The organism is Flavobacterium aestivum, from assembly GCF_026870175.2.
GTDB lineage: Bacteria > Bacteroidota > Bacteroidia > Flavobacteriales > Flavobacteriaceae > Flavobacterium > Flavobacterium aestivum.
The window spans coordinates 3,581,577-3,604,240 of the sequence record NZ_CP113977.2 but is presented as its reverse complement, the minus strand read 5'-3'; the positions used below and the strand labels follow the sequence as shown (position 1 = coordinate 3,604,240).

At 33.5% G+C, this 22,664-nt stretch carries 20 protein-coding genes; 14 read left to right on the top strand and 6 right to left on the bottom strand.

Features of this window, described 5'->3' with window-relative positions; translation table 11 throughout:
* Positions 1-89: 89 nt before the first annotated feature.
* Positions 90-716 carry a GNAT family N-acetyltransferase gene (locus OZP08_RS15520; RefSeq protein WP_281322268.1) on the bottom strand — a complete coding sequence of 209 codons (627 nt, stop codon included), beginning with the start codon at positions 714-716 and terminating at the stop codon, positions 90-92.
* 778 nt (positions 717-1,494) lie between these two features.
* Here OZP08_RS15520 and OZP08_RS15515 point away from each other — a divergent pair.
* The 3 genes from OZP08_RS15515 to OZP08_RS15505 all read left to right on the top strand — a co-directional run bounded on the left by OZP08_RS15515 (position 1,495) and on the right by OZP08_RS15505 (position 3,369).
* Positions 1,495-1,818, top strand: coding sequence for a hypothetical protein (locus OZP08_RS15515; RefSeq protein ID WP_268846998.1), 324 nt, complete (start codon positions 1,495-1,497; stop codon positions 1,816-1,818).
* A 185-nt stretch (positions 1,819-2,003) separates the two neighbouring features.
* Complete coding sequence (locus OZP08_RS15510) at positions 2,004-2,837, top strand: hypothetical protein (RefSeq protein ID WP_268846997.1); 834 nt, start codon at positions 2,004-2,006, stop codon at positions 2,835-2,837.
* A gap of 97 nt (positions 2,838-2,934) precedes the next feature.
* Entirely contained in the window at positions 2,935-3,369 is a 435-nt protein-coding gene (locus OZP08_RS15505; RefSeq protein ID WP_268846996.1) for a DUF8479 domain-containing protein, read from the top strand.
* A 117-nt stretch (positions 3,370-3,486) separates the two neighbouring features.
* Here OZP08_RS15505 and OZP08_RS15500 read toward each other — a convergent pair whose 3' ends face one another.
* Positions 3,487-4,671: a hypothetical protein gene (locus tag OZP08_RS15500; protein WP_281322267.1), complete on the bottom strand. Its 1,185-nt coding sequence runs from the start codon at positions 4,669-4,671 to the stop codon at positions 3,487-3,489.
* 203 nt (positions 4,672-4,874) lie between these two features.
* Positions 4,875-6,158, bottom strand: a complete 1,284-nt coding sequence (gene fahA / locus OZP08_RS15495; RefSeq protein WP_281322266.1) for a fumarylacetoacetase — start codon at positions 6,156-6,158, stop codon at positions 4,875-4,877.
* A 108-nt stretch (positions 6,159-6,266) separates the two neighbouring features.
* On the opposite strand from fahA, the gene glyA reads away from it, so the two are divergent.
* From glyA to OZP08_RS15465, 6 genes are all read left to right on the top strand, one after another.
* Positions 6,267-7,541, top strand: a complete 1,275-nt coding sequence (gene glyA, locus OZP08_RS15490) for a serine hydroxymethyltransferase (protein WP_281322265.1) — start codon at positions 6,267-6,269, stop codon at positions 7,539-7,541.
* A 139-nt stretch (positions 7,542-7,680) separates the two neighbouring features.
* Complete coding sequence (locus OZP08_RS15485) at positions 7,681-8,274, top strand: MiaE family protein (protein WP_281322264.1); 594 nt, start codon at positions 7,681-7,683, stop codon at positions 8,272-8,274.
* A 37-nt stretch (positions 8,275-8,311) separates the two neighbouring features.
* Entirely contained in the window at positions 8,312-8,809 is a 498-nt protein-coding gene (locus tag OZP08_RS15480; protein WP_281322263.1) for a GNAT family N-acetyltransferase, read from the top strand.
* A 76-nt stretch (positions 8,810-8,885) separates the two neighbouring features.
* Positions 8,886-9,320, top strand: coding sequence for a GNAT family N-acetyltransferase (locus tag OZP08_RS15475; protein WP_268846993.1), 435 nt, complete (start codon positions 8,886-8,888; stop codon positions 9,318-9,320).
* A gap of 259 nt (positions 9,321-9,579) precedes the next feature.
* Positions 9,580-10,041 (top strand): VOC family protein, encoded by a 462-nt coding sequence (locus tag OZP08_RS15470; RefSeq protein WP_268846992.1) that lies wholly within the window; start codon positions 9,580-9,582, stop codon positions 10,039-10,041.
* A gap of 131 nt (positions 10,042-10,172) precedes the next feature.
* Entirely contained in the window at positions 10,173-10,658 is a 486-nt protein-coding gene (locus OZP08_RS15465; protein WP_268846991.1) for a hypothetical protein, read from the top strand.
* Between the two features lie 19 nt (positions 10,659-10,677).
* Here OZP08_RS15465 and OZP08_RS15460 read toward each other — a convergent pair whose 3' ends face one another.
* Positions 10,678-11,247, bottom strand: coding sequence for a pentapeptide repeat-containing protein (locus tag OZP08_RS15460; protein WP_268846990.1), 570 nt, complete (start codon positions 11,245-11,247; stop codon positions 10,678-10,680).
* A 239-nt stretch (positions 11,248-11,486) separates the two neighbouring features.
* On the opposite strand from OZP08_RS15460, the gene OZP08_RS15455 reads away from it, so the two are divergent.
* The 5 genes from OZP08_RS15455 to OZP08_RS15435 all read left to right on the top strand — a co-directional run bounded on the left by OZP08_RS15455 (position 11,487) and on the right by OZP08_RS15435 (position 19,187).
* Complete coding sequence (locus OZP08_RS15455; RefSeq protein ID WP_268846989.1) at positions 11,487-12,530, top strand: NAD(P)-dependent alcohol dehydrogenase; 1,044 nt, start codon at positions 11,487-11,489, stop codon at positions 12,528-12,530.
* A 367-nt stretch (positions 12,531-12,897) separates the two neighbouring features.
* Entirely contained in the window at positions 12,898-13,293 is a 396-nt protein-coding gene (locus OZP08_RS15450; protein WP_281322262.1) for a hypothetical protein, read from the top strand.
* Between the two features lie 176 nt (positions 13,294-13,469).
* Positions 13,470-14,552 carry an efflux RND transporter periplasmic adaptor subunit gene (locus OZP08_RS15445; RefSeq protein WP_281322261.1) on the top strand — a complete coding sequence of 361 codons (1,083 nt, stop codon included), beginning with the start codon at positions 13,470-13,472 and terminating at the stop codon, positions 14,550-14,552.
* A gap of 29 nt (positions 14,553-14,581) precedes the next feature.
* Complete coding sequence (locus OZP08_RS15440; RefSeq protein WP_281322260.1) at positions 14,582-17,746, top strand: efflux RND transporter permease subunit; 3,165 nt, start codon at positions 14,582-14,584, stop codon at positions 17,744-17,746.
* On the top strand, positions 17,739-19,187 hold the full coding sequence (locus OZP08_RS15435) for a TolC family protein (protein WP_268846987.1): 1,449 nt from the start codon (positions 17,739-17,741) through the stop codon (positions 19,185-19,187). The genes OZP08_RS15440 and OZP08_RS15435 overlap by 8 nt, the downstream gene beginning before the upstream one ends.
* 243 nt (positions 19,188-19,430) lie before the next feature.
* Here OZP08_RS15435 and OZP08_RS15430 read toward each other — a convergent pair whose 3' ends face one another.
* Entirely contained in the window at positions 19,431-20,414 is a 984-nt protein-coding gene (locus OZP08_RS15430; protein ID WP_281322259.1) for a tetratricopeptide repeat protein, read from the bottom strand.
* 402 nt (positions 20,415-20,816) lie between these two features.
* Complete coding sequence (locus tag OZP08_RS15425) at positions 20,817-22,445, bottom strand: acyl-CoA carboxylase subunit beta (protein WP_281322258.1); 1,629 nt, start codon at positions 22,443-22,445, stop codon at positions 20,817-20,819.
* Between the last annotated feature and the right edge of the window lie 219 nt (positions 22,446-22,664).

The window sequence follows — 22,664 nt, the reverse complement described above, 5'->3', positions numbered from 1 at the left end:
CGTTAATGATTGTTTTTCTATAAAAAAAGGGTTGTGTTATATTGGTTGTGTTGATTTGTTCTCTTTTGTTAAGAATGCAATTGAAATCCTTATTTTTCTTCTTTTTTCAAAAACAGTGCTTGTTTTATGGCTTTCAATCTGTTTAGGATTTTTACGTTAAATGGATGTTTGGGTGGATCTTTTGGTTTTTCTTTTGGATCAAAAAGCATACCTGTACACAAACACAATTTATTTTCTTTGCTTTTTAAGATTTCATAGTTGGTACAGGTTTGACATCCTTTCCAAAAACTAGGATCTGTAGTCAATTCCGAAAACGGAACTGGTTTGTATCCTAAATCCGAATTGATTTTCATTACCGCAAGGCCTGTAGTGATTCCGAATACTTTAGCCTCAGGATATTTTTGCAACGAATAGTCAAATACAAAAGATTTTATTTGTTTCGCTAATCCTAAATTTCTATAATCCGGATGTACGATTAAACCAGAGTGTGCCACAAACTGACCGTGTTGCCAACTTTCGATATAACAAAAACCAGCAAAAATTCCGTTATTAAGGGCAATTACAGCATCTCCTTTTTTCATCTTTTCCTGGATGTATTCTGGTGTTCTTTTAGCAATTCCAGTACCTCTCAATAGGGCAGATGATTCTATCGTATCGCATATTTCTTGCGCATACTTATAATGTTCTTCCTGAGTTACTACAATAGAAATATTCATTTCAAAGGTTGTGTTTTAGGTTAAAAAATGCACTACAATCAAGTTTGAAATGTTCTGGTTTTGTACTATCAAATATAAGATAAATACAAGGAAGAATAGTCCAATATATTGAATTGTAGATAGATAAAAATTGTTTGGTGTTATTTTTTGGATGTATTAATCCAAATAAAAATGGAAATAATTTCAAAACGATAAAATATGGAAATGAATAAATATATTACTAAATACACTTTGGAAGCTATAGTTATAGCATCCGTACTTCGGGAGAAGTGGTAGGTGTGATTATCCGAGAGATAATAGTTATATATGTTCCTGTATTTTTCATTGGCGCAAAGCTACAAATATTTTTTCAACCAAACGTTATATTTTTTTGCAAAAGTCAAATTTTTAACAAATCAAGATATTTTTGTGGTTAAAAAGAAAATTTACTGTTTTTATGGCTGTTTTTTGGATAATTTTTTCTTTTTTAAGAGTGAAGATACTGATTTTGAATTAAAATCGATTTTCGAAATCATTTGGGAACAATCTTTATATGAAAAAAAGAGCTATTTTGGATTATTGTTATTGCTTTTTCTAGTAATGGTTTTGTTATTTCGTTGACTAGTTTCTATTGTTTATGTGTGCATAAAGCTTTTAAGAAAATAGAAGATGTTTTGTTTTTCTAAAAGATTTTATGATTTTTGTTTGAGCTATGGGTAGGAATATTCTAGTTATATCATAGTTGATAATAAAAATAAAATGTCATTTTAATAATTAAAAAACGGCTTAATAATCTGTAATGATGGAAATCGATAAAAGCATTTTAAAACACTGTATAAAGAGGATTGCAATTTTGATATTTTGCTTGATGATTTCAATTCCTGTTGGATTATCAATGTTAGATCCGAATAGGAGGTGCGGTACAGGAGATGGACTTGCGATAGCAGTTTGGATGTTTGCTTTTTATATAGTTTGGAGTTTGTATTTGCTAATTGATTCCTTTTTTAAGCATAAGAAAAATGAAATATTCAAAAGAAATTCAAACTTTGGAATGGTATTATTTTTACCAGTTGTTTTTATTTTAATCTGGTTATATTTTGCTTTTATGGAATGGATAGATTAGAATTTTTGCAATATTTAAAAAATGGCTTTCTAAAATATCTGTTTCTGGATGTTTTAATGAAATGTTAGGGGACTTTTATTACATTTATAGCTTTTAATAATTAATAAAGAAAGACAAAAAGTCTCCAAAATTTGTAGCTTGCTAGATAGACAGACATTGAGTGTAATAAATGTGGTAAACCAAATATGAAAAAAACAATACTAATAACTATTTGTATTTTATCTTTGATTTCATGCAAAGAAAATAAATCTGATCAAACTGAAAATAAGCAATCTGAGAATGTTTCGTTGGCCGATGCTATTAAATCTTCTTCCTTAAAGAAAGGCAAATTAACAAAAGAAGAAATCGAGAAGAAAAAGAAAGAAGTAAATCATTTATTTGTCGCAAACGGAGGCTCTATTTTGTATATGAAAAATGGAGATGTAAAAGGTGCGGCCCGATTTGATACTGATGGAGATTTTGTTGGAGAATTATTGCAAACCAAAACTTACGGGAAGTACAAAGATTATGATAATTATGTGATTGGGGATCAGGGTGATACTTTAGCATTTTTTGATGAAAATGGTAGGGTTGGCATGGATTGGAAAATTTTGAAAGGTGTTGATATAAACAATGAATTGCAAGTTGTGTCATTTACTTCGCCTAAAAAAGAAGTTCCTAATGAAACTGAAATTGTAACAACGACGAAGCTTGTAATTTTTAGTCCAGAAACAAAATCGTTTAAAGATGAAAATTCTGTTGAGGCGGAAAACTATTTTGCGGCTATGGATGATTGGAGTTATTATTCTAATGAGTTAAGTAAATATTTTGAAGAATTGGGAGTAAAGCCTTTTTATTCGAAAAAGAGATATTTGACTTTTGAAATTGAAAATGGTAAGAAGATCACGATTGATACTAAAAAACAAATCAATAATTTTAATGTACAATGTTTGTTGTATAGAAAGGGCAAAAGACCAATTATAGTTTATTTGTTGCCGAATGATAATGATAAAGAAGAGATTCAAAGATATTTAGATTAAAATGGTTTCTCTTAATGATTTGAGCTTGTCTCGGGTTCTGTAAGTGTAAAGAAGTTTGTAATAATGTTTGTAAGTAAAAACAAAAGATCTATTAAAAATGGAAGGAAAACAAATAAATAGGAAACTGCTTATTCGAAAAATAGTTAAAATCGTTGTTGTTGTGGCTTTGGTCAGTGTGGCGCAATATTATTATTCAAAAAATAAATCAGTGGGGAAAGAGCTCACAGCATTGGTTGAAAATTACAACAAAGCTTGCCCGATGATGATTAGCAATGATATCCGTATGGAGAGTGTAAATACATTGCCACATAATACTGTTCAATATGATTTTACTTTGGTGCGGGTTCAAAAAGAAAGTATTAAGGTTGAGGATTTAAAAAAGTCGGTTGAAAAAGAAATAATGGCTGGTTCTAAAACAAATCCGAGTCTTGAAGCCTTTAGAGATAATAATTCTACCGTGATTTATAACTATATGGACAGTAATCAAAAAGAGCTTTTTAAGATTGTGTTGACACCAGATATGTATAACTAAATGAGAGAAAAATTTCGGTAAATATATAGTTTGCTTACTAATTATAGAACAGCCCAATTGTAGCGACACTGTCATTACAATTGGGCTGTTCTTATTGTTTTGATAATATTAAGAGCCTTATTTTCTAAACTGGTTTCGGGTAATAACCGAATTAATTTTGGCTTTCAAATCCTCACCGGTGTCGTAAACCATTTGTTCGCTGGTTGGAAATGGAGCTACTTTCTTATCAAAATAGGCATAATAATTATCATCGGCAGCACGACGGTCTCCTTTGTATGTCGAATAGATATTTTCAAAAACAAATTCACTTGTTATTGGGAAAGATTCGATTGATTGGTTGGTTTTGTTATCAATGTAATCTACTTTGGCGGTGATTTGACACGATTTGAATTGTCTGATTTCATAAATACTTACAGTTGCATTGACTAGATTGTCTACCATAACTGGTTTCCCTTGTCTATCCAGAACTACTCTTCCGTTAGAATCGAGTTGCTTTTTTTGCCCATCAACTATTTGGCGTTCTTTTATGAATTCTCTTTCTTTTATTTGTTCAGGAGATATAGATATAGATCTAAAATTGATAAGCATTCCGTAATCATAGTAAATGTCTTTTTGTTTAGCACTATGATAAACAGTCCATTTGTCATTCAGTTTATAGCTTTTGAAATCCAATAAATCATTTTGAAGTTGTGTCGGAATTACCATATTGGTTTCGTTTTTGGTATATACAATCACAAAATCGGTTCCTTTATACTGTGCTTCATTCATGATTTTTGTGACATCTTTATAATTTGGATTTATTTTATCCAAATAAGCTAAGTCATCATAAACTCTGCGATAATTCATTTTGTTTTTGGTAAGCATCAAGGCTTTCGCATTAGCATATAAATAATTGGATAGGTTGTTTTTACTGCTGATGATTTCGCTATCATAATTGTCGAAAGGGAAAATAGCATTTCTTTCTTCTTTGATTAATTTTAGCGGAAGCAAAGGCTTGATTTTTTCTTGACGGTCATTTAGTGATAAATACGTATTGTATATTTTCTCTAAATTACTTGGGTTGTTCTCTTTGTTTAAAAAAGCGATAGTATTTAAATCTCTTTCTTTGGCTTTGGCGAAAGCTTCTTCAAGCAAATAGATGTAATCTTGTTTTCCTTTTTTGTCTTTGTTGGAACGCAAATTAGAAACAGCTATGTCAATAGCGGCATCATAATTTCCAGAACTTAGGTTGTTTTTGGTTTGTTTTACTCCGCAGGAGGTAAGGAGGATAAAGAATGCAATTATAAAAGTAATTTTTTTCATGTTTTTTGGGGGAAATGAATTATATCGATCTTAAGCTTAAAAATATTTTTGCAAACTTACTATTCCTCTAGGGGATTACGCTTAAAATTTTTCATAAAAAAAACCGACAACTCTAAAATTGTCGGTTTGTATAAGAGTTTTTTTATTGTTTTGTGATTATTGAGTAGGTAGCTAATTGCTTTTCGTTAATCACTATTGAGAAATTATTGTTTTATAAAAGGAGGAAGCAATTTACTTGACGCTTCTCCAAAACCAATACGAACTTGTCCGTTTTGGCTATATCCTTTGATGATTACAGTGTCTCCATCATTTATGAATTTACGTTCGGTACCGTCACTTAATTGTATAGGATTTTTTCCTCCCCAAGTCAATTCCAGCATAGATCCGTAGCTGTCTGGAGTAGGACCGGAAATTGTTCCGGAACCCATCATGTCTCCTGAGTTTACACGACAGCCGTTTGATGTATGGTGAGTCAGTTGTTGGCTCATTGTCCAGTACATGTATTTGAAATTAGTTCTGGAAACAACAGTTGGTTCAGCATTTTCTGGAGCAATTGCTACTTCAAGATTAATATCGAATGAGTGTTTTCCTTTTTGTTGTAAGTATGGGAAAGGTACTGGTTCTTGTTTTGGCCCTTTGGTTCTAAAAGGTTCTAAAGCATCAAGAGTAACTATCCAAGGAGAAATTGTTGAACCAAAGTTTTTTGCCAAAAACGGGCCTAGTGGTACATATTCCCATTTTTGAATGTCACGGGCACTCCAGTCGTTTAGCAAGACCATTCCAAAAATATAAGCTTCGGTTTCGCCAATAGGAATGTTTTCTCCCATAATATTGACATCTGTTGTGATAAATGCTGTTTCCAGTTCAAAATCTACAGATCTTGAAGGACCAAATACAGGAGTGTTTTCTCCATTTGGTAAGGTTTGTCCCATAGGTCTGTGTACGGGAATTCCAGAAGGAATAATAGTAGAGCTTCTTCCGTGGTAGCCAACCGGAATGTGTAACCAGTTTGGTAATAATGCGTTTTCCGGGTCGCGGAACATTTTACCTACGTTAGTTGCGTGTTCTTTACTGGAATAGAAATCGGTATAATCGCCTATTAATACAGGAAGTTGCATTTCTACATCTTCCATTTTAAAAATTACTATATCTCTATGTTTGGGATTGTCTCTTAATTCGGGATTAACTTCATCAAAAATATCGGCTATTCTATTTCGTACCAATCGCCATGTTTTTTGACCATCGGATATAAAATCGTTCAAAGTATCCTGCATGAACATATCGTCAGTCAATTCGATGCCCTCAAAATAGTTTAATTGCTGTAATGCTCCTAAATCGATTGCAGAATCTCCAATTCTAGTACCTACTGTGACGATATTTTCTTTGGTAAGAAAAACTCCAAAAGGAATATTCTGAATGGGGAAGTCGCTGTCAGGCAGCACTTCTAACCATGACTTTCTACTGGGATCGTTGGCTGTTATTGGCATGATAATGTTAATTGTTTTGTTGAAAATTACTTGTCAAATATATTATAATCTAAGAGTTAAACAAACGTTTTTTTGTATTTTTGCGGGAAATTAACGAAAATCAAAGAAATGCAACGCGACGAACAAATTTTTGACCTCATTATTGAGGAACAAGACAGACAAATACACGGATTAGAACTTATCGCTTCTGAAAACTTTGTAAGTGACGAAGTAATGGAGGCAGCCGGGTCTGTTTTAACTAATAAATATGCCGAGGGATACCCAGGCAAAAGATACTACGGAGGTTGTGAAGTAGTAGATGTAGTAGAACAAATTGCTATAGATAGAGCTAAAGAATTATTTGGTGCTGCTTACGCGAATGTACAGCCTCACTCTGGTTCACAAGCTAATACAGCAGTATTTTTTACATGTTTGAAACCAGGAGATAAAATCTTAGGTTTTGATTTATCACACGGAGGACACTTAACTCATGGTTCACCAGTAAACTTTTCTGGACGTTTATACAATCCGGTTTTTTATGGTGTAGATCAAGAAACAGGTCTTTTGAACTATGATAAAATTCAAGAAATTGCTACTAGAGAGCAGCCAAAATTAATCATCGCAGGAGCTTCGGCTTATTCACGTGATATGGATTTTGAGCGTTTTAGAGTAATTGCTGATAGTGTAGGAGCTATATTAATGGCTGATATTTCTCACCCTGCTGGTTTAATTGCCAAAGGATTGATGAATGATCCAATTCCTCATTGTCATATTGTAACAACTACAACTCACAAAACATTACGTGGACCTCGTGGAGGTTTGATCTTAATGGGTAAAGATTTTGAAAATCCTTGGGGATTAACTACACCAAAAGGAGAAATCAGAATGATGTCAACATTATTAGATCTTGCTGTTTTCCCAGGAAATCAAGGTGGACCATTAATGCACATTATTGCTGCTAAAGCGGTAGCTTTTGGTGAGGCATTACAAGATGAGTTCTTTACATATGCTATGCAATTACAAAAAAATGCTAAGGCAATGGCAGCAGCTTTTGTAAAAAGAGGATATAACATTATTTCTGGAGGAACTGACAATCATATGATGTTAATTGACCTTAGAAATAAAGGAATTTCAGGTAAAGAGGCAGAAAATGCTTTGGTAAAAGCTGAAATCACTGTAAATAAAAACATGGTTCCATTTGATGATAAATCTCCATTTGTAACTTCAGGTATTCGTATCGGAACTCCGGCAATTACCACTCGTGGTCTTGTTGAAGAAGATATGGAAACAATTGTTGCTATGATTGATAAGGTTTTAACAAATCATACTAACGAAGATATCATTGAAGAAGTAGCCAATGAAGTAAACGAAATGATGAGCGAAAGAGCAATCTTTGTTTATTAAATTTTTGTTTAAAGTTTTTAAAGTCGAAAGTCGAAAGTTTTGGATTGGAATTTTATTCTGCCTTAGTTTTGACTTTCGACTTTCGTTTTTATGACGACTTTTGACTTTATGACTTTTTAACTTTTAGACTTAAAAAAAAATGGGAGTATTACGATTACAATTGCCAACTGATCCTAGATGGGTAAATATTGTTGAAAAAAACATCGAAGAAATTCTTACTGATCACGCTTGGTGCGAACAAAAAGCAGCTACCAACGCTATTACAATAATCACTAATAATTCAGAGCATCAGGATTTAGTAAAGGATTTATTGGCTTTGGCCAAAGAAGAAATCGATCATTTTGAACAAGTACATAATATTATCATCAAACGTGGTTTAAAGCTAGGTCGTGAACGCAAAGACGATTATGTAAATGAATTGTATTTGTACATGAAAAAAAGCGGTAACGGAAGCCGTGTTTCAGGTTTGGTAGAACGATTGTTGTTTTCAGCTATGATTGAAGCCAGAAGCTGTGAGCGTTTCAAAGTACTTTCCGAAAATATTCAAGATGAGGAGTTGGCTAAATTTTACCGTGACTTGATGGAAAGTGAGGCAGGACATTATACTACTTTTATCACTTATGCCCGAAAATATGGTGTTGGGATAGATGTAGAAAAACGTTGGAGAGAATGGCTTGAATTCGAAGAGTCAATTATTACCAATTACGGGAAAGGTGAGACAATTCATGGGTAATAATTCCAAATCTTCTAACTTTTAATTTTAATTTTAAATGATTACAATAGTTGCTGCTACTGCAAAAGATTATCAAACAATTCGAGATATTGCACATGAAACCTGGCCTGTTGCTTATGGAGAAATCCTTTCAAAAGAACAATTAGATTATATGTTGGGAGCTTTTTATAATGACGAAGCCCTAAATGACAGTGTTATTAATAAGGGGAATCATTTTGTATTAGCCAAGGAAGGTGATCTTACTTTGGGTTTTGCTTCCTACGAGCATAATTACAAAGAAAAGCATCAAACCAAAATTCATAAAATTTATGTTTTAACAAACACACAGGGTAAAGGAATTGGAAAGAAATTAATTGATTTTGTAGAGAATGTAGCTATAGAAAACCATTCTACAGCACTTACTTTAAATGTAAATAGATTCAATAAAGCATTGCATTTCTATCAAAAATTAGGTTTCGGGATTGTTGGTGAAGTCGATATAGAATTAGATCATGGTTACCTGATGGAAGATTATATTCTGGAGAAAAAAATCTAATTATTAAAGTTATAAGTATTTGTTGCAGTTAGAAATTAGCCATAATTTGACTCATAAAATAAAAAATTAGTAGACTATGTTAGAAATAAAACAAATAACAATCTTGGATTCTCTTTATCAATTAGAAAGAGAATTAAGGAATAAAGTTTTATTGAGACCAATTGGTTTGCCGGATAATGCTTGGGAAATGAATGATGATAAAGCTTGGCATTTCGTGGCAACCGAAAGCAACAATCTTTTGGGCTGTGTTATTTTGGTACCAATAGACAGTAAAAAAGAAAAGGCTCAATTGATGCAAATGGCAGTTGATACAAATTTGCAAGGAAAAGGAATAGGTAAACTTTTGGTGAATGAATTGTTAGAGTTTTGCAAGAAACAAGGAATTAAGGAAGTAACTTGTCATTCTAGGGAATCTGCTAATGATTTTTACAAGAAACTTGGTTTTGAAATTTATGATGAACCTTTTGAAGAAGTTGGGATTAAGCATAATCATATGAGAATATATTTGTAGTTATAAGCTTAAAAAAGATATTTATTCTGAAAGAATAAAATAGGAACCTCGATTATTTAGAAATAGTTGAGGTTTTTTTGTATAAAAGCATGAGGAAAAAATGTAGTGACAAGTTTTTAATTTTCATTGATAAATTAATGTTGTAAAAATAAACTTAAAAATAAGTTGGTGTAATATGTTGATTTATAGAAAAATGCGTAAATTTAAGACTTTTTTCAGAGTAATATTAGCATAATACAAACACTTAAAAAACTATAACATGCAAACATCACACATTTACCCAGGAGCGTACACACTAAATGCATACATAACTATTAAAGGGTGCAATGACGCTATTGAATTTTACAAAAAAGCATTTGGTGCAACTGAACGAGGCAAATTACTAATGCCAAATGGACTAATTGGTCATGCAGAAATAATGATTGAAGATTCCTTACTGATGATGGCAGATGAGAATATTGAATGGGGAAACAAAAGCCCAGAAACTATTGGTGGAAACCCAATGACTTTTGGATTGTATGTTAAAGATGTTGATGCCGTATTCAAGAGAGCTATTGATGCTGGGGCGACTGAAATAATGGCTATTGAAGATATGTTCTATGGTGATCGTGTAGGGCAGGTAATGGATCCATTTGGTTATAAATGGATGATAGCAACCCATAAAGAAGATATGAGTTTTGAGGAAATGCAAAAACGATTTGAGAAAATGTTATCCAAATAAATTATTGAATAAACCCCAAATTTTGTACTCTAAATATTAATTAAATAATGTGTTAAACAGCTTAAATTCATGACTTTACTAATGATTTTATGATGCTGAGTAATTGTGTTAATACCTTAAAAAATAATATTATGGAATCACAAATTGCTATTTATGACACGCATGAAAAGGCGGTTAATGCCATCAAAGTTTTAAGTGAATATGGTTTTCCTATGGATGATGTTTCGTTGTTGGGTAAAGCGGTAATAATTGAAGACCATATTCATATTAAATCTCTGGATAATATAAAAGAAGCTCCAGCAGTAGTTGGCATGGGGGCGGGAACACTAATAGGGTTGCTCTCCGGTATTGGTGTTTTTACGGTTCCTGGTTTTGGTTTTTTATACGGAGCAGGCGCGCTTGTAGGAAGCATTGCGGGGCTTGATCTTGGTATAGTTGCAGGTGGTTTTATTTCACTGCTGACTTTTATAGGGATAAAAGAAGATAAGGTCGTTAAATGTCATGAACATCTGGAAGAAGGGAAATTTATAGTAATAGTAAATGGTCCCAATGAAGAAATTATAAAAGCAAAGCACATTTTACATACCGAAGGGAATCATCTTGAGTTTGTGAGTTAAAAGTTTTGTTTTTAGATGATTAATTTACAATGATATCGTGTTTGTAGAGTAAACCTTTTAGACCTTCTAATGCAAATACTGCTTTCTTCAATTTAGTGGTTTTTGGGTCAATAGTATAATGATAACTGGACTTAAAATTGGTTTTGTTGGCAGTAGCTTTGGCAAATTCAGCACGATATAAATCACAATTTTCAAAAAATACTTCAGTTAAATCAGCAGCCATAAAATCAACTGCAATCAAACTGCAATTGATAAATTGGGTTCCTTTTATTTTTAAGGTATAAAATTTAGAAAAATCCAGTATGCAGTTGTTAAAATGAACTTCAAAAATAAGTTTACTGCACATAGCAAAATTTACATCTTTAATTTCACATCGGTTGAACGTCACGGTTCTTAAAGCGACATGATTGATTCTTGCTTCGTTAAAAATGCAATCATTAAAGACACAATCGATGAAAGTAACATCCATAAAGTTACAAGCCGAAAATGTACAATGATTAAATGTACAGCATTCAAATTCCTTAAAATTGATTTCATCCACACCATAAGTGTGGTTGTTGTATTCTACATCTAGAAAATATTCCGGCATGAAGGAGTTTTAATTGTTATGAGTTGCAGTTATAGATTTAGACAAAGAAACAAATTTCTATTGCCGAAAAAGAAACAAATTTCGATAAATTACTGAAACTTAATTAAAGGTAAATTCAATTGGAAAGACTTCTTAAAGTTATTTTTTGCCTTTACTAAAATTAATTATTTCTTTTAAAATGTAATTCGTTGACTATTAAATATTTTTAGTATTTTTATTAGAAATAAAAAAATAAAAAAATGATAGAAACAAAAGGATTTGCAGTACAGGATGCTAAGTCGGACTTGGCACCATGGAATTTTGAAAGAAGAGAAGTTGGACCACACGATGTACAGTTTGATATTCAATTTTGTGGAGTATGTCATAGTGATCTTCACCAAATTAGAGATGATTGGGGCGGAGGTATTTTCCCGATGGTTCCAGGACATGAAATTGTAGGGAAAGTTGTTAAAGTAGGAAGTCATGTTAAGAAATTTAAAGTAGGTGATCTTGCAGGAACAGGCTGTCTTGTCGATTCTTGTAGAACTTGTGATAATTGTAAGGAAGGATTAGAGCAATTTTGTTCCAACGGATTTACGGCTACATATAATAGTTTGGAGCAAGATAAAAAAACACCAACTTACGGAGGTTATTCAAATACTATTGTGGTGCATGAAGATTTCGTTTTGCATATATCTGATAAGTTAGATTTGGCTGCAGTTGCTCCTTTACTTTGTGCTGGAATCACTACTTATTCTCCATTAAAGTTTTTAGGAGTAGGCAAGGGACATAAACTGGCGGTTTTAGGGCTTGGCGGTTTGGGACACATGGCTGTAAAGTTTGGAGTGGCTTTTGGAGCCGAAGTAACCGTTCTTAGTACATCGCCAGCAAAAGAAGCTGATGCCAAGAAACTAGGCGCCCATAAATTTGTTGTTACCAAAGATGCAAATCAGCTTCAAAGCGTAGCTGGGTCTTTTGATTTTATTTTAGATACAGTTTCAGCACCGCATGATTTGAATATGTATGTAGGATTGTTAAAAACCAAAGGAGTTCATGTTTGTATTGGCGTGCCACCAGCAGCGTATGAGTTGAATCCTATGGGACTTATTTTTGGCCGAAAAAGCGTTGTAGGTTCTTTGATTGGGGGATTACCGGAAACTCAGGAAATGTTGGATTATTGTGCTGAACACGGAATCGTTTCAGATATTGAATTGATAGACATCAAAAATATAAACGAAGCTTATGATCGAATGATAAAAGGTGATGTTCGTTATCGTTTTGTGATAGATATGGCAACATTATAAAAATCAGTTTAAAAAGTTAAAGCCTAAACATTTTAGTGTGTTTGGGCTTTTTTTATGCTCATTACTGAGCATTTAGCAAACATGCTGTATTTGTTTTTAAGTAATATCCTACTTATAAAACGATAAATTAAGAAATGTTTTATTAATGATATAAGGAGATTAAATGCTTTTTGATGATTTAAGGATCAATCATAAAATTATGTTAGAGGCTTCTGTTTTAAAGCATTAAAACATTTCTAAATTGTACTCGACAGCTTATGAATAGTATTGTCAAATGAATTTTTGAAAATAGTTTTGTCTGTTTTTTTCATTGGAGCTTTGAAAAACAGTTTTTTTTATTTAGATCTTTTGCTATTTTTGCGCTCAAATGAGAACAATTGTATTTTTCATATATCTGAGTTTCCATCTGCTTGGCGGAGGGCACTTCTTGCATGCAGATACGAATCATAACAAGAGTAACCATACTTCACAATATAATTTTACAAATAAGCTCAGAGTAAAGCTTATAAGTCAAGATTTTGGCAGCCTGGTAATTGAGGATGCCGACTTAGATTTAGACGAAGAACACGCAAGCGGTGACAATACTAAAGTTGGGGTTTCTGATAAATTTATTTTCAAAAAATATAGCTTACTGGACAGATGGTATCTTACATTTTCCCATCAGTTCCTTTATGACGCTCCCTCAGAGTGTTCAAAAATCTTCCAGCCATTTTCCGGCTATTCAAATCCTATTTACATTCAGCAAAGAGTTTTAAGAATTTGATTAAAACTATACATCGGTTACCAAAAGTGTGATCATGTATAACTTGTGGGTGTATCTCAAACTTACTTCCTCCTGTATTACAGTTAGGGTCTCATTATGGCGACTGATGGTTTATTACGTCTAAAGGAATTCCTAGATTCCAAATATTCAATCGCTTAATTACCATTTTTTATACCATGAAGAGAATAATCTTGTTCACAGGCTTGTTTGCCTTGTTGTGCCTAACTAGCTGTACAACCAAAAAAGAAGAAAAAGAAGAAGCAGGTAAATTTACCGTTACCAATCCCGTAATGATTGATACTTCCTTTACTAAACAGTATGTTTCGCAGATACGTTCAGTTAGAAACATCGAAATCCGAGCACAGGAAAAAGGATTTTTGCAAAACATTTATGTAGATGAAGGTCAGTTTGTAAAAGCTGGTCAGGTGTTGTTTAAAATCATGCCAAAAATGTATGAGGCAGAATTATTAAAAGCACAAGCTGAAGCTAAAGCGGCTGAGATTGAATTGCAAAATGCTAAATCATTAGCCGATAAAAATATAGTTTCAAAAAGTGAACAGGCTATCGCTCAGGCTAAGTTAGAGCAGGCAAAAGCAGAAGTTGCCTTAGCAAAATTACATTTATCATTTACTGAGATCAGGGCTCCATTTGACGGAACTATTGACCGAATCCCGAAAAAATTAGGAAGCCTTATCGACGAAGGGGAGTTATTGACCAGCCTTTCAGATAATAGCCAGGTGTTCGCCTATTTTAATGTATCTGAACCTGAATATTTAGAGTATCAAACTAATATAAAAGGCAGAGGAAATAGTACTGTAAGTTTGCTTTTGGCAAATGGCGAAGCATTAAAATATAAAGGAAATGTAGAAGTTATTGAAAGTGAATTTGATAATGAAACAGGTAATATTGCCTTCAGAGCAAAATTCCCGAATTCTGATAAACTATTAAAGAATGGAGAAACAGGTAAAGTATTAATGACAGTTCCTGTTAGAAACGCATTAGTTATTCCTCAAAAAGCTACTTATGAAATACAAGATAAAAAATATGTATTTGTAGTAGAAAAAAACAATGTACTTAAATCAGTAGAGATCACTATAAAAGGTGAAATGCCAGATTTGTATGTAGTAAATTCAGGAATAACCGCTAATGATAAAATCTTATTGGATGGACTTCAAAAAGCCAATGATAATGATAAAATCAAATTTGATTATCTAAATCCAAAAGAAGTATTAGCACACTTAAGATTAAAAGCGGAGTAGTCGTTTTAACTATTTAAAAAGATAAAAATATGTTTAATAAATTTATACAAAGACCTGTATTATCGATTGTAATATCGTTAGTTATTGTCTTTTTGGGAATATTGGCAATGACTAGTTTGCCAGTAACACAATTCCCGTCTATTTCGCCACCAAAAGTAAACATTCTGGCAGCTTATCCGGGTGCCAATGGTGAGTTGATGGTTAAATCTGTAATTATACCACTTGAAAGAGCCCTAAATGGAGTTCCTGGAATGAAGTATATTACATCTGATGCCGGAAATGATGGAGAAGCAAACGTTCAGGTAATATTCAATTTGGGTACAGATCCTAACCAAGCAGCGATTAATGTACAAAATCGTGTGTCATCTGTAATCAATAAGCTTCCGCCATTGGTAGTTAGGGAAGGACTAAAAATCACGCGTGAAGAGCCTAATATGCTTTTGTATATTAACTTATTCAGTAAGGATCCAAAAACAAGTCAAAAATTCCTTTTCAATTATGCTGATATTAATATTCTTTCGGACATAAAACGTGTAAACGGGGTAGGTGTTGCTGATATCTTAGGAAATCGTGAATATGCGATGCGTGTTTGGTTGAAACCAGACAGAATGTTGGCTTACAAAATATCAGCCGATGAGATAATGGAATCCTTAAGCAACCAGAGTTTGGAAGCTTCACCAGGGAAAACAGGAGAGAGTTCGGGTAAAAGATCTCAAGCGTTCGAATATGTATTGAAATACAAAGGAAGATACACAACTAAGGAAGGATATGAAAATATCGTAGTAAGATCGAATGCCAATGGTGAATTACTTCGATTGAAAGATGTTGCCGATGTGGAGTTTGGAAGTTCGATGTATGATATTTATTCCAGTATAGATGGAAAACCATCTGCAGCAATAACCATTAAACAATCTTATGGTAGTAATGCCAGTCAGGTAATTAAAGATGTTAAAGTAAAATTAGAAGAATTAAAGAAATCATTTCCAAAAGGAATGGATTATGAAATTAGTTATGATGTATCTAAATTTTTGGATGCTTCTATCGAAAAAGTAATTCATACATTGGTTGAAGCCTTTATATTAGTAGGTTTAGTGGTATTCTTGTTCTTGGGAGACTGGCGTTCAACGCTTATTCCGGCTATTGCAGTACCGGTATCGTTAATTGGTACGTTTGCCTTTATGCAAATGTTTGGAATTACAATCAACTTGATAACTTTATTTGCACTTGTATTAGCAATTGGAGTCGTTGTGGATGATGCCATCGTAGTGATTGAAGCCGTCCATGCCAAAATGGAAGAAGAACATCTTTCTGCCAGAAAAGCTACTAGACAAGCAATGTCAGAGATTGGTGGAGCGATTATCGCTATTACCTTTTTGATGGCTGCTGTTTTTATTCCTGTAGCATTTATGTCAGGTCCTGTAGGTATCTTTTACCGTCAGTTCTCAATCACTATGGCAACCTCAATTATTCTTTCGGGAGTAGTAGCTTTGACCCTTACGCCAGCATTGTGTGCTTTGATGTTAAAAAACACACATGGACAACCACGACCTAAAAATTTAATCAATAGGTTTTTAGATGGTTTTAATAATAAGTTCAATAATTTATCAGATAGATACCAAAAAATACTTGGATTTTTTATCAATAGAAGATCAGTATCAATTGGGATTTTAGTTGCATTCTGTATGGGTATATTTTTCATAAACAACAGTCTTCCATCAGGGTTTATTCCTAGTGAAGATCAAGGAATGTTTTATGCTATTATCCAAACTCCTCCAGGTTCATCTTTAGAGAGAACGAACCAAATAGCGGAGCGTTTACAAAAAGTAGCCGAGAAAATTGAAGGAGTAAAATCAGTATCAGCTTTGGCGGGATATGAAATTCTAACAGAAGGAACAGGGGCTAATACAGGAACTTGTTTGATTAATTTAAAAAGTTGGGAAGAACGTCACCATAATGTTGAGGAAATTATCAAAGAATTAGAAGAGGAAACCAAAGACATTTCGGGAGCAACCATCGAATATTTCCAACCCCCAGCGGTTCCTGGATATGGAGCAGCAGGTGGTTTTGAATTACGTTTACTGGATAAAGCAGGTTCTGGGGATTACAAAAAAATGGAAACGGTAAGTAAGGAATTTGTTCGTGAATTGAAAAAACGTCCTGAATTGACCTCGGTATTTACCTTTTATAGTGCTAGTTTCCCACAATATATGTTGGATATTGATAACGATTTAGCACAACAAAAAGGAGTTAGTATCGAGAATGCCATGAACACATTGTCTACACTTGTAGGTAGTAATTATGAAACCAATTTCATAAAATACGACCGTCAATATAAGGTAATTGTACAGGCTTCACCAGAATATAGAGCATTACCAGAAGATATATTAAAATTATATGTCAAAAATAATAGAGATGAGATGGTACCTTTTTCTGCTTTCATGAAAATGAAAAAAGTATACGGTTTGTCTGAAATCACTAGACATAATATGTACAATGCATCGGAAATTAGTGGAGCTCCAGCTATTGGTTACAGTAGTGGTACAGCCATTGAAGTTGTAAAAGAAGTAGCTGCAAAAACACTTCCTAGAGGTTTTGGTATTGATTGGGCTGGTATCTCTGCAGATGAGGTAGCTAGAGGAAACGAGGCCATTTATATATTCTTAATATGTCTTGGTTTCGTGTATTTGGTTCTAGCAGCTCAATACGAGAGTTTCATTTTACCACTTGTTGTTATTTTGTCTTTACCGGCAGGTATCTTTGGAGCCTTTTTATTCTTAAAATTATTTGGATTAGCCAATAATATATATGCTCAGGTAGCTTTTGTAATGCTCATAGGTTTGTTAGGAAAAAATGCCGTGTTAATTGTGGAGTTTGCAGCCCAGAAGCATAGCCAAGGTGCGTCTGTACTCGATGCAGCAATGCAAGGAGCAGTTGTACGTTTCCGTCCAATTTTGATGACATCCTTTGCCTTTATTGCAGGTTTAGTTCCTTTGGCTTTAGCTTCTGATCCGGGTAAAATTGGAAACAGAACATTGGGTTCAGCAGCAGCAGGAGGGATGCTTATAGGTACAGTTTGCGGGGTATTAATAATACCTGGCTTGTACTATATTTTTGCAAAAATTTCAGAAAAACATCAGTTCTCTAAGAAAGATGATGAAAATCCATTTACCGAATATTTGACTGACAATGAATAAAATAAAGTTATATAAATATGTTGCCCCGCTAGGTATTTGCCTAGCGGTAGCAAGTTGTACCCCAACTCTTGCACCTTTGGCAGAAACCAAAGCTGTTCCAGAATCTTTTGATAAGAGTTTTGATAAGAGTAAAAGTGCTGATACAACCAATACATCAACCATTCCTTGGCGTACTTATTTTAAGGATCCAAATTTGGTAAGTTTGATTGATACTGCTCTGAAAAACAATCAGGAATTACAAATTACTTTACAGGAAATCCAAATTGCACAGAATGATGTTCGTGTGAGAAAAGGGGCTTTCTTGCCAAAAGTGGGTATCGGAGCAGGAGCAGGAATTGAGAAAGTAGGGAGATATACCAGCCAAGGTGCCGGAGATGCTTCTACTGAAATTAGACCAGGTGAGGAAATGCCAGAGCCATTAGGTGATTTAAAAATAGCAGCCTATGCAAATTGGGAAGTTGATATCTGGAAAAAACTGCGCAATTCTAAGAAAGCAGCAGTAAGCCGATATTTATCAACTGTTGAGGGTAAAAATTTCGTGATAACGAACCTTATATCTGAAATAGCCGATTCATATTACGAACTATTGGCTCTAGACAGTCAGTTGGAGATTGTAAAACAGAACATCGCACTGCAATCTAATGCATTAGAAATCGTAAAAGTTCAGAAAGAGGCTGCTAGAGCAACCGAATTGGCAGTTCAGAAGTTTCAAGCTGAGGTGTTAACTTCAAAAAGTATGGAGTTTGAAATTCTTCAAAAGATAAAAGAAGAAGAGAACAAAATCAACTTTTTGTTAGGAAGGTATCCACAAGACATAAAGAGGGATAATAGTAATTTCATGAGTTTACTACCGTCAGTGGTTAATTCTGGAATTCCTTCTCAACTATTAGCGAACCGTCCGGATATCAAACAGGCTGAACTGCAATTAGAAGCAGCAAAACTAGATGTAAAGGTAGCTCGTGCAGAGTTTTATCCTTCACTTGATATTACTGCGGCTATAGGAGTTAATGCATTCAAACCATCTTTCTTGTTTACAATGCCAGAATCACTTTTGTATTCTTTAGCAGGAGAACTAACAGCACCATTGATCAATAGAAATGCCATTAAAGCAGAGTATAGCAGTGCCAATGCAAGACAACTTCAAGCGCTGTATAACTACGAGCGTACCATTCTAAACGCATATTTAGAAGTGTCTACACAGCTTTCTAAAATTAGCAATCTAGGAAAAAGCTATGAGCTGAAATCACAACAAGTAGATGCCTTGAACCGTTCAATTGATGTTGCAGGAGATTTGTTCAAGTCAGCCAAAGCTGATTATTTTGAAGTTTTGATGACACAGCGTGATGCTTTAGAATCTAAACTTGAATTGATAGATACCAAAAAAGAACAACTTAATGCCTCAGTCCATGTCTACAGAGACCTAGGTGGAGGATGGAAATAAGACCATTTTTTTTATTTGTTAAAGCCCTAAACATGTTAAAGCGTTTAGGGCTTTTTCTATAAAAAGATTTTATAAAAGATATTGTTTTAAGGAGCAGATCATTGTGTAAGTAACAACATCTGTCCCGCTGTTCACTATATCTTTTTATAAGGCAAAAGACCTTATAAAAAGGATGCCGCTTCCATCGGGGCTAGGTGACAAATGCAATTATATGATCAGCAGCCAAAATTGCAATTGATACGATTAATTTGAATCGTTATCAGATAATGCGTTGAATTTTTTTAGGTACTGATTGGCCATTTCAACTTCCCCTTTTGATTTTAAAGAAGCTGAATAACGATAATAGTATTCAGGTTCTAGGTCAGTTGTTTTGCTAAATAATTTACTATAGTATTTCTCAGCTTTTTCCAATTCATTGTTGAAAAAATAGGAATCAGCTAATTTTTTTAATATTTCTATAGGTTCGTATCCTTTTTCAACCACTCTTTCATAGGTTTCTATAATGTCAATATAACCTGATGTATCTATGTTTTTTGGAGTATCGGTAATTGATAATTTAGCAGATTTTTCAATTTTGTTTAAGGCATTAAGCTTAATACCAGACTCATTGAGTTTCTCTTTTTGAGCAAGGACCGATGGTGTTGTTTTATTCTCAGGATCTAAATCATTAGTGCCTACTTTTTGAGGAATATCAGAGATTGGTGATTTAGTAGGATCTTCAATTTTATTTAAAGTGCTTAATTTAAGAGTGGTTTCATCAATTTGCTCTTTTGAGGCAAAAACATCAGATGTTGCTGCTTTTTTATTTTCAGGATCTAAATCATATATCTCTACACTTTTGGGTATATTTTGACTTGATAACTTAGTAGAATTTTCGATTTTGTTTAAAGCGTTTGCTCTTAAATCAGTTTTATTAACCAGTTGTTCATTTTCCTGAAACACTGGGGTTATTATTCTTCCGTTATTAGGTCCTAGATTATTGTTTTCAAGTAATCTTAAATCTGTTACATTGTAAACAGTTTTGTGTCCGCCAAATTTCATCTGGACGGTTTCTTCAACACGGTAATATTTTATTTTCCTTGTTGATTTATCAGTTTGATTATTTAAAATAGAAGAATTGGTTTCTGATTTTTCTATTTTTTTTTGGTTTAGAAGCGAATTCTGTGCCCAATTATCAAATGAAAATGAACTTGTAATTATAATGTAAACTAATATTTTATTTTTCATGATGTTATCAAAAATGTAATATTGAGGTAGATTTACAATCAGCGTATACACAAAGATTGGTAATTTAATTTTTTAAAACAAATCCTACACAATAATATTAATTTTTTTTAATTTGAAGCAGGAGAAATATTAACTTCTCCTGCTTCTATTTTATTTAACTCTTTTGTCTAATTTCTAATTTTTGCTCTAGGGCTATTTTTAGCCAAAGAACATAAAAAAATGTGACATTTATTGAGTTTTATAATCCTAGTGGTATTTTATTTTAAACTATTTTCTCTAAGATTTAAAGAAACTAGCTTATTTTTTATAGTAATAAAAAAACAATATGTCTCGTTCTATATAAACCGTCTTTGTCTTGAGACGGTTTCTTTATGAGTTTTTAAAGTATCAATTGGTTTACTGTTAAACCTGAATCACTCCCAAATTAAATTTCTTTTCAATAGGAGAGTGGTTGGCCGCTTCTATACCCATAGAGATCCAATTTCTTGTGTCTAAAGGATCAATAATAGCATCAGTCCATAATCTGGCAGCGGCATAATATGGAGAAACTTGCTCGTCATAACGGGCTTTGATTTTGTCAAATAATTCGGCTTCCTTGGCCTCATCTACAATTTCTCCTTTTCCTTTTAGGGAAGAAGCTTCAATTTGAGCTAAAACTTTAGCAGCTTGTGTACCACCCATTACAGCTAGCTCTGCACTAGGCCAAGCAAAGATCAATCTAGGATCGAATGCTTTACCACACATGGCATAATTTCCAGCTCCGTATGAGTTTCCTACTACTACAGTAAATTTTGGAACTACAGAATTCGATACGGCATTTACCATTTTAGCTCCATCCTTTATGATTCCACCATGTTCAGATTTAGAACCCACCATAAAACCAGTTACATCCTGAACAAAAACCAATGGAATTTTCTTTTGGTTGCAATTGGCAATAAAACGAGTGGCTTTGTCTGCAGAATCCGAATAGATTACACCTCCAAATTGCATTTCGCCTTTGGTTGTTTTAACCACTTTTCTTTGGTTGGCTACTATTCCTACAGCCCAACCATCAATTCGGGCATAACCGGTAATGAGTGATTGACCGTAACCTTCTTTGTAGGCTTCAAATTCTGAATTGTCGACCAATCGTTTAATGATTTCCATCATATCATATTGTTCGCTTCTTGCTTTTGGCAAAATACCGTAGATTTCTTTTTCGTCTAAAGCAGGCTTTTCTGCTTTGATACGATTGAAACCAGCTTTCTCAAAATCACCAATCTTATCGACTATATTTTTTATTTTATCTAAAGCATCTTTATCATCCTTGGCTTTATAATCAGTAACCCCCGAAATTTCGCAATGTGTTGTAGCGCCACCTAAGGTTTCATTATCGATACTTTCGCCAATGGCTGCTTTGACCAAATAACTTCCAGCCAGGAAAATACTTCCTGTTTTGTCTACAATAAGAGCTTCATCACTCATGATAGGAAGATAAGCACCTCCAGCAACACAGCTACCCATTACAGCAGAGATTTGTGTAATTCCCATGCTACTCATTATGGCGTTGTTTCTAAAGATGCGTCCGAAATGTTCTTTATCTGGAAAAATTTCATCTTGTAAAGGCAAATAAACTCCAGCGCTATCTACCAAATAGATAATAGGTAAATTGTTCTCTATGGCTATTTCTTGAGCTCTTAAATTTTTCTTGGCAGTGATAGGAAACCAAGCACCAGCTTTTACAGTTGCGTCATTGGCTACAACAATACATTGTTTTCCTTTGATGTATCCTATCTTTACAATTACTCCACCAGATGGGCATCCACCATGTTCGGCATACATTTTTTTACCTACAAAAGCACCAATTTCAATGCTTTTTGCATTCTCATCAAGAAGATAGTCAATACGTTCGCGAGCGGTCATTTTACCTTCGGCATGTAGCTTTTCGATACGTTTTTCACCGCCTCCTAATTTGACTTTGGCAAGTTTTTGTTTTAATTCAGACAATAAAAGTTTATTATGATCTTCGTTTTTATTGAAGTTTAAATCCATGTTGGTTATTTATTTTGTTCTAATAGTGAGGGCTAATTTACGAAAACGATTGAAAATATTTAATTTATATGTTCTTTTTTGAATTTTTAGCAATTAAGAAACGCTGTAACTATTCAGAATATAATAAAATGGAGTATTTATGCTACCTGTTTTGGTTAGAGTAATAGGCATTTAAGTTGTAGCGTTTTTTTATTTAAGATGTTTTCATCAAGAACTTTT